This window comes from Rhizobium grahamii CCGE 502, from assembly GCF_000298315.2.
GTDB classification, from domain to species: Bacteria; Pseudomonadota; Alphaproteobacteria; order Rhizobiales; family Rhizobiaceae; genus Rhizobium; species Rhizobium grahamii.
This window is the reverse complement of record NZ_AEYE02000033.1, coordinates 173,992-181,332: the sequence shown is the minus strand read 5'-3', so window position 1 is coordinate 181,332 and position 7,341 is coordinate 173,992. Positions and strand designations below refer to the sequence as shown.

Genomic DNA, 7,341 nt, shown 5'->3' with positions numbered 1-7,341 from the left:
TCCGGCGGCAGCGGCACCGACATCCTTTATGGCGGGGGTGGCGACGATCAGGTGGCCGGGCGCAGTGGCGACGACCACCTGGTCGGCGGCGACGGTGACGACCGGCTCGACGGCGGCAGCGGCGACGACGTCTTCATCGTGCTCGCCCGCAGCGGCAACGGCGGTGATGACGGCGACGACCGGATGGACGGCGGCAGCGGCAGCGACTGCTACGATGCCTCGGCCACCGTGCTCGGTGTCGTCATCGATCTCGAGCGCGGCGAGGCTTCCGGTGCGGAGATCGGCGACGACGCACTCCTCGACGTCGAGAATGCCAGCTGCGGCTCCGGCGACGACACGATCATCGCCTCGGCCAGGGTCAACGTGCTGGTTGGCGGCGACGGCGACGACGTCTTCGTCTTCCAGTCGGTCGCCAGCCTTCAGAACGACGGCGCCGGCCATGACGAGATCCTCGACTTCGGCGTCGGCGACCGCATCGATCTCTCCGCGCTTGGCCAGTACGGCACGCTGACCTTCGCCGGCCTGCAGATCGACGGCGACACGCCGCAGATCGGCTCGGTCACCTTCATCTACGAGGCGCTCGGCGACGACACCCGCACCGTCGTGCGCACCATCGTCGACCTCGACCATGACGACGACCTGCAGATCCTGCTGCGCGGCCATCACGAGCTGACCGCTGAGGACTTCATCCTCGCCGCCATCGAGCCCGGCCAGGTCACGGTCGACAGCCAGACGATGGGACAGGCGTGACGCCTGTCCCGGGGGATAGGCCATCGGCCTCTCCCCCGGGAGGCCGGCCTCTCCCGACAATGCCAGAAAGACAATGCCAGCAGACCACGACGACAGGACAACAAGGCCAGCAAGGCTCCAGGGGAACACCGCGATGATCACCACCACCAGCGACAAAACCGGCAGCGACAAGGCCGGCACCGACAAGACCGGCAGCGACAAGGCCAGGCAGAACGCCCGGCAGTTCGGCATCACCTCGCGCATTATCGCCTCCTCGGCACTGGCAGGCGTGCTGGTCTTCGGCATCGGCGGCTGGGCCGCCCAGGCGAAGCTGTCGGGCGCCGTCATCACCCATGGCCAGGTGGTTGTCTCCGAGCAGGTCAAGACCATCCAGCACCGCGACGGCGGCATCATCGCCGCCATCCGCGTCGACAACGGCACCGTCGTCAGGAAGGGCGACGTCCTCATCGTCCTCGACGACACCCAGACCCGCGTCGAACTGTCGATCGTCAGGGCGCAGCTGCAGCAGCTGACCGCCGCCCATGCCAGGCTGGTGGCCGAGCGCGACGAGGCAGAAACCGTCGGCTTTGCGGCGCTCGACCTGTCCGCCTCGGTGATATCAGGCGAGACCAGGCTGTTTGAGGCCAACCGCCGCATGGTCGCCAACCAGAAGGAACAGCTGCGCCTGCAGATCGTCCAGCTCGACGAACAGGTGCGCGGCTTCAAGGCGCAGAGCCGCTCCAACGACAGCGAGGCCGAGATCGTCGAGCAGGAGCTCGCCAAGACCGAGAAGCTGCTCGCAAGCCAGCTGGTGCCGATCTCGCAGAAGCGCGACCTGCTGCGCCAGCGCGCCCGCATCGAGGGCAGCCGCGGCGAGCTGATCGCCAAGGTCGCCGAGGCCGAGGGCGAGATCAGCGAGCTCAACATGAAGCTCATCTCCATCGACCAGACCACCCGCAAGGAGGCGCAGACCGAGATCGTCAACCTGCTCGCCAAGATCGCCGAGCTCAACGAGCGCGAGATCGCCGCCCGCGACCGCCTCACCCGCATGGAGGTGCGCGCCCCCGTCGACGGCTTCGTCTATGACCTGCAGGTCCACACCATCGGCGGCATCATCGCGCCGGGCGCCACCGTCATGTCGGTCGTCCCGAAAAGCGAGCACCTCAGCGTCGAGGTCCGCATTCCCCCCGTCGACATCGACCGCGTCTCGCCCGGCCAGCCGGCCCGCATGCGCTTCACCGCCTTCAACCAGCGCACCACCCCGGAACTCCACGGCACCGTCGACGTCGTCGCCGCCGCAACCACGTCGACGTCGTCGCCGCCGCAACCACCCTCGACCGCGCCACCGGCCAGCCCTACTACCTCGCCTCCCTGTCGCTTAACGACCAGAACCTCCTCAAGGACAACAAGCTCATCCCCGGAATGCCCGTCGAAGTCTTCGTCCAGACCGCCGAGCGAACCGCCCTCTCATACCTCCTCAAACCATTCACCGACCAGATGATGAAGGCATTCAGGGAGGAATAGGGCCGCTTGTCGTACTCGGCATCAGGGTTCCATCCGCGTCGAGGAACATCGGCGCCTTGACTGGACGTCGACAGCCGCGGTGTCGCGCCCGTCCCGAATATCTTTGCCGGGTTCTGTTCGAATCTATCCTGGATGTCGCCACGGCCGGGACCGACATAGGTCCCTGTGAAAAAGTGATTTTCCCTGAAGCTATGTAGCCTCGTTAACAGAACATCGGCCGGAAGGGCGGCCAGTTCACTTGCCCGCTCCACAATCATGATGTTTGAGATGTAGCGCTTGCCGCTGCGCGGAAGGCGCCATCGGGCCCGACAGCGGATCTGGTCCTACTATCTCATCGGATTATCGGTCCCCTAATAACACCACTCGCCGGTCCGTTGCTAAATCACTAATCGCTACTACACGGTTCTGTCGATTTCAGGCTTTGCCGCGCAGCTTCCCAATTTCGAGAGCCCGCGTTTCGCGGCACCAGCGCGGCCATGGAGCAACCGTGGCGGCGCTGGCGCGTTCGAGGCCCCGGAGGCTTACAGATCGCGCTCTTCCAGCATCTCTAGTCGAATGTCCGTCCCCTCGGTCGAAGCCGGCAATGAGCCGGACGCTGTGATGAACGTATCGGCGACAAAGGCGTCGGCCTTGGTGGAAAGGTGCCGGTAAAGCCCGGAGAACAACCGCCGCGCCGCGCTACCCGGCCAGTTATCCGGGAGTGCGGAAGCAGGCAATCTCGGATCGTGAAGGTGAACGGTCCGGAAGCGATGGACGAGGAGCAAGCGCATCGTCAACGCCGTGGCTGGCGGTAAGATGAGAGCGGAGAGGCCATCAAACTGCGCCAGGAACTGGTCGTAGGCTTCTGCGTGTGCCGTCAGATCCCAATACTCCGATGCGAAATCCCTTAGCGCCTTTGGGTCGAGCGGCGCGTCTGCCCGGAATACCAGGCCAGGAACTGCTGTCGCCATCCCATTTGCAGGGCCGACGGCCAAGCGGTTGCTGAGACGCGCGTGCCCGGCGCGCGTGAGGACTTGCATCGCGTCTTCGACGGCGGGTCCACTTACGTGCACAAACTGCCATCCTTCATCCTCGGGAGCGCCGAATAGAACGCGTGCGGCAGCCGAGAATTCGCTGCGGGCCGGCTCTGACAGGCGGTAGTAGCTGCGCCGTCCTTCCCGTTCCCCAGACAGTTGACCGGCAGCAACGAGGCGGGAGACGGCAGTGCGAACGAGCGTCTCGCTGATGCCAACGCCTGCGCAGGTCTCGATCAGGTTTCCGATCCAGGCAATGCCGCCTCGCGGCTCTACGACATCGCCATAGATCGTCACGATAAAACCGGCTGCCTTCAGCGGGGTTTCCCCGATAATCCGCCTTATCAGCCTGTTTGCTTCTGCATGTGCCGAATTCGTCGCTACCGCCACCGGCTACTCCCTGTTGAAGGCTGTGCGACTATCATATTACGACGGCCGTTTGCACCCTCGTTGATGGACGAGGGTGCAAATGGAAAGCGCCTATCAAGACTGATCGTTTTTTCACATTTTCCCGGCAGGCGTTTATCACGGCTCACGGATTGCGCTGTCGAGCCCGCGCAGGATTGGATACAGGAAGTAGGAGATCACCGTGCGGCGCCCTACCATGATCTCGGCTGACACGGTCATGCCTGGAAGCAGACGGACGGGCTCGTCCGACCCTTTCAGTCTTGGATCCGCCAGCGGAATGCGCGCCTTGAAGTAAGGGGCCGCAGTTTGGGTCGCGGCCTCCTGCTGGGATGGCGTGAAGGCGTCGCGGCTCACGGTTCTGACAGTTCCCGATGCGGTTCCGAATTTTTGGAACGGATAGGCATCGAACTTGATGCGGGCTTCCTTGCCGGCCGTGATTCGACCAATGTCGCGGGTATTGACCGAGACCTCCGCCTCAAGCGGGACATTGAGCGGAACCAGCGTCACGATCGGCTCCGCCTCACGCACAACGGACCCGACCGAGCGCGCGGCGAGATCGAGCACGACTGCATCGGCTGGCGCTGTCATCGCCACCATGTCGCGCCGGAGTTCCATCTTCTTCAGTTCCTCGGAGGCGGTGTCGCGCTGACTGCGCAAATCGACAAGTTGTTCCATGGCCGCGCGCCGGAAGTCCTCGATGAATGCCTGCCTGTCGGCCTTGAGCTTGGCGAGGGTATGCTCGGCTTCATCAGCCTTGCCCTGCACGGCGGTCAGACTTGTCTCGACGTCCAGGCGCGCGTCGCGCGAGCCCAGCAATGTGATCAGTGATCCGCTCTCCCTGTTATAAAGCCGCTCCCGGGCGCCTTCGATCTGGGACAACGTGTCGCGTCGGTTCTCGAGAACCGCCTCCTGATTTCGGCTGGACGCGATGGTGGCGGCCTGTGCAGCGATCTGCTGATCATAATTTTGAAGTTGTGCGGCACGGTAGGCGCGACGCTGGTCGAACAATTGCATCTGCAGAAGTTCGTCCCGCGTGGATCCTGCCGCCTTTGCATAATCTGTCCCGTCAAGCTCCGCCTCCAGCCGCCTCACCTGCGCGTCAAGTGCCATGAATTTAGCGCGCTGTTGATCGACATCCGCCTGACTGAAGGTTGCATCGAAGGTCGCCAGCACCTGACCCTTCTTCACGATCTCTCCGGCCCTGACATTTATCGTCCGGATGATCGAGGTCTCGAGCGGTTGCACAACAATGGTTGGCTGGGTGGTTATCAGCTTTCCCGGTGCCACCACCACCTCGTCGATCGACGACACTGAAGCCCAGACGATGGCTGCGGTGATCAAGGCAGTGATGCCATAGAGGGTCATGCGCGCGATCCTGGGTGGAGCGCGCTCCTCAAGTTCGACTGCATCTGACTGGAATTCGGCGATGGCCGACGGCAAGGAACGCCTGAGGGCTGGTTGGGTTACGGGAGTGCCTGTCGGCACTGGCAGGTTTTCTCCAGGTTTTTGGGCGCGCGCGTTCATGCTACCTGCCTCATCTGCTGGGACCACAGGTGACGGTACGTCATGCAACGCGTCACCAATTGATCATGCCTGCCGATATCGGCGATCTTGCCGCGTTCGACGACGAGGATGGAGTCGGCGTCGACCAACGTCGAAAGCCGGTGCGAAACAATAACAACCGTGCGCCCCGCCGCGATCTGGCTGAGGTTCTGACGGATGATCGTCTCGCTGTCGGGATCGAGCGCGCTTGTCGCCTCATCAAGGATCAGGAGCTTCGGATCAGTGATCAGAGCTCGAGCGATCGCGAGCCGCTGTCTCTGGCCGCCCGAGAGGTTCGAGGCGTTTTCCTCCAGCATTGTGTCGAAGCCCCGCGGAAGCCGTTCGATGAACTCTTCGGCGCCGGCAATGCGTGCCACCTCCATGATTTCCTCGATACTTGCGTCGGGCTTTGCCGCCGCGATGTTTTCGCGAACGGTGCCACGGAAAAGGAAGTTGTCCTGCAGGACCACGCCGGTGCTCGTTCGCAAATGCACCAGGTCGATTTCGCGACTGTCGTAGCCATCCATTCGCACAATGCCCTGCTGGTTCTGATAGAGCCCCTGGATCAGCCGGGTAATCGTCGTCTTGCCAGAGCCGCTCTTGCCGACGACACCGAAGACCGAGCCTGCGGGTATATTGAAGGAAACGTCGTCGAGCGCAGGGGGGCCATCGGGACCGTAGCGGAACGTCACCTTGTCGAACTCGATGTTGCCCCTGAGGTGCGGGCGAATGCCACGGCCGCGACCGGCCTGTTCCGGGCGCTGGTTCATGATCTCGCCGAGCATCCGAACCGAAAGCGCAACCTCCTGGTACTCGTGCACCATCGTCACGATCTGGACAAGCGGGCCAGACACGCGGCCGGCGAGCATGTTGAATGCCACCAGTGCGCCGATGGTCATTGCGCCGTTGAAGACATCGAGGGCGCCGAGCCCGATGATGGCAACGCTCATCAGCTTTTCGAGGAGCCCGGTCATCGATTGTGCGACAGTCGAGATCTTGTCGACCCGGAAACGAACGGAAATCGATTGCGCGGAATAATCATCCCAGGCACGGCGCTGGCGGGGTTCAAGCGCCAGCGACTTGACGGTGCGCATCCCGTGCACGGTTTCCACAAGCAGTGCCTGCCGGTCGCCTTCGGCCTTGTAGAGGGCCTGGAGGCGACGTTGGAAGGGTCCGACCAGCAGCGCGACGACCAGGCCGACCAGTGCTGCAAAGCCGATGACGACCAGGGTGAGCTTGACGCTGTAGAGAAGCAGGATCGGAATGAAGACCAGCAGCGACACGCCATCGAGGAGCGTCAGAAACAGGCGACCCGTCAGAAACTCGCGGATCCTTCCCGTCTGTTGCATGTGCTTGACAAGGACCCCAGCTGACGCCTGTTCGAACAGAGCAATCGGCAAGTTGAGAAGATGCCCGAAAGTGCGGGTTGCAATTCTGATGTCGATCCTGTTCGTGGCATAGAGCAGCAGGTAGCGACGGAGGAAGCTGAAGGCGGCATCGAAGACAAGGGCAATGGCGATGCCAATCGTCAGGACCGTCAACGTCGCATAGCTTTGATGCACCAGCACCTTGTCGATGACGAGCTGGAAGAAGATCGGCGTCATCAGACCGAGGCCATAAAGGACGATGGCGGCGAGCGCAACGTCGCGGAAGAAACTGCGCTGCTTGATGATTTCGGGAATGAACCAGCGGAAACCGAATGGCTGGTCGGCATCGTTAAGGCCGTAGTTCCGCTTCATCATCACCACGGATCCGTGCCAGGATCGGGTGAATTGCTCTTCGCTCAGGTGAATGAAGTCGGGGCGCTCGGCCAGGGGATCGAGGACCCTGATCATCGGCTCCTCTTCGCCCATTGCAGGCCCGGCAATCACGACCCAGTTGCCGTTCTCGAGCTCCGCTAACACAGGAAAGGCTTCGGCGAGCCCAAGAAGCGAAGTCCAGTTGAGGCTAATATGCCGGGCGCGCAGCCCGGCATCTTTGGCCATGCGCAACAATTGTCGAAGCGCGACGGGTTGGTCATTGACTGCGTAATCGTGTTGCAGGCGCTCGGGTGACAGGTCAACACCATGGTGGCGTGCCACGAGAGCAAGGCAGTGGAGATTGGTGTGCAAAAACGTACTCATGG

At 62.6% G+C, this 7,341-nt stretch carries 5 protein-coding genes and 1 pseudogene; 3 read left to right on the top strand and 3 right to left on the bottom strand.

What is annotated here, in order from left to right; genetic code table 11:
- The 3 genes and pseudogenes from RGCCGE502_RS27200 to RGCCGE502_RS39400 all read left to right on the top strand — a co-directional run.
- Nucleotides 1-750: M10 family metallopeptidase C-terminal domain-containing protein (locus RGCCGE502_RS27200; protein ID WP_016557427.1), on the top strand; the 750-nt coding region annotated here is incomplete at its 5' end.
- A 73-nt stretch (nucleotides 751-823) separates the two neighbouring features.
- A pseudogene (locus RGCCGE502_RS27195) lies at nucleotides 824-1,981 on the top strand (HlyD family type I secretion periplasmic adaptor subunit); the annotation flags it as partial.
- Between the two features lie 119 nt (nucleotides 1,982-2,100).
- Nucleotides 2,101-2,253, top strand: a complete 153-nt coding sequence (locus RGCCGE502_RS39400) for a hypothetical protein (RefSeq protein ID WP_500690641.1) — start codon at nucleotides 2,101-2,103, stop codon at nucleotides 2,251-2,253.
- A gap of 521 nt (nucleotides 2,254-2,774) precedes the next feature.
- Here RGCCGE502_RS39400 and RGCCGE502_RS27190 read toward each other — a convergent pair.
- The 3 genes from RGCCGE502_RS27190 to RGCCGE502_RS27180 all read right to left on the bottom strand — a co-directional run bounded on the left by RGCCGE502_RS27190 (nucleotide 2,775) and on the right by RGCCGE502_RS27180 (nucleotide 7,339).
- On the bottom strand, nucleotides 2,775-3,656 hold the full coding sequence (locus tag RGCCGE502_RS27190) for a PaaX family transcriptional regulator C-terminal domain-containing protein (protein ID WP_016557425.1): 882 nt from the start codon (nucleotides 3,654-3,656) through the stop codon (nucleotides 2,775-2,777).
- A 135-nt stretch (nucleotides 3,657-3,791) separates the two neighbouring features.
- The gene (locus tag RGCCGE502_RS27185; protein WP_016557424.1) at nucleotides 3,792-5,198 is read right to left on the bottom strand and encodes an HlyD family type I secretion periplasmic adaptor subunit; all 1,407 of its coding nucleotides are present in this window, start codon (nucleotides 5,196-5,198) and stop codon (nucleotides 3,792-3,794) included.
- Nucleotides 5,195-7,339 (bottom strand): peptidase domain-containing ABC transporter, encoded by a 2,145-nt coding sequence (locus RGCCGE502_RS27180; protein ID WP_016557423.1) that lies wholly within the window; start codon nucleotides 7,337-7,339, stop codon nucleotides 5,195-5,197. The genes RGCCGE502_RS27185 and RGCCGE502_RS27180 overlap by 4 nt, the downstream gene beginning before the upstream one ends.
- Nucleotides 7,340-7,341: the final 2 nt, after the last annotated feature.

What these genes read in the sequence shown, in the direction of transcription:
- RGCCGE502_RS27185 (WP_016557424.1), bottom strand. Translation starts at nt 5,198, where the DNA reads ATGAACGCGCGCGCCCAAAAACCTGGAGAAAACCTGCCAGTGCCGACA.
- RGCCGE502_RS27180 (WP_016557423.1), bottom strand. Translation starts at nt 7,339, where the DNA reads ATGAGTACGTTTTTGCACACCAATCTCCACTGCCTTGCTCTCGTGGCA.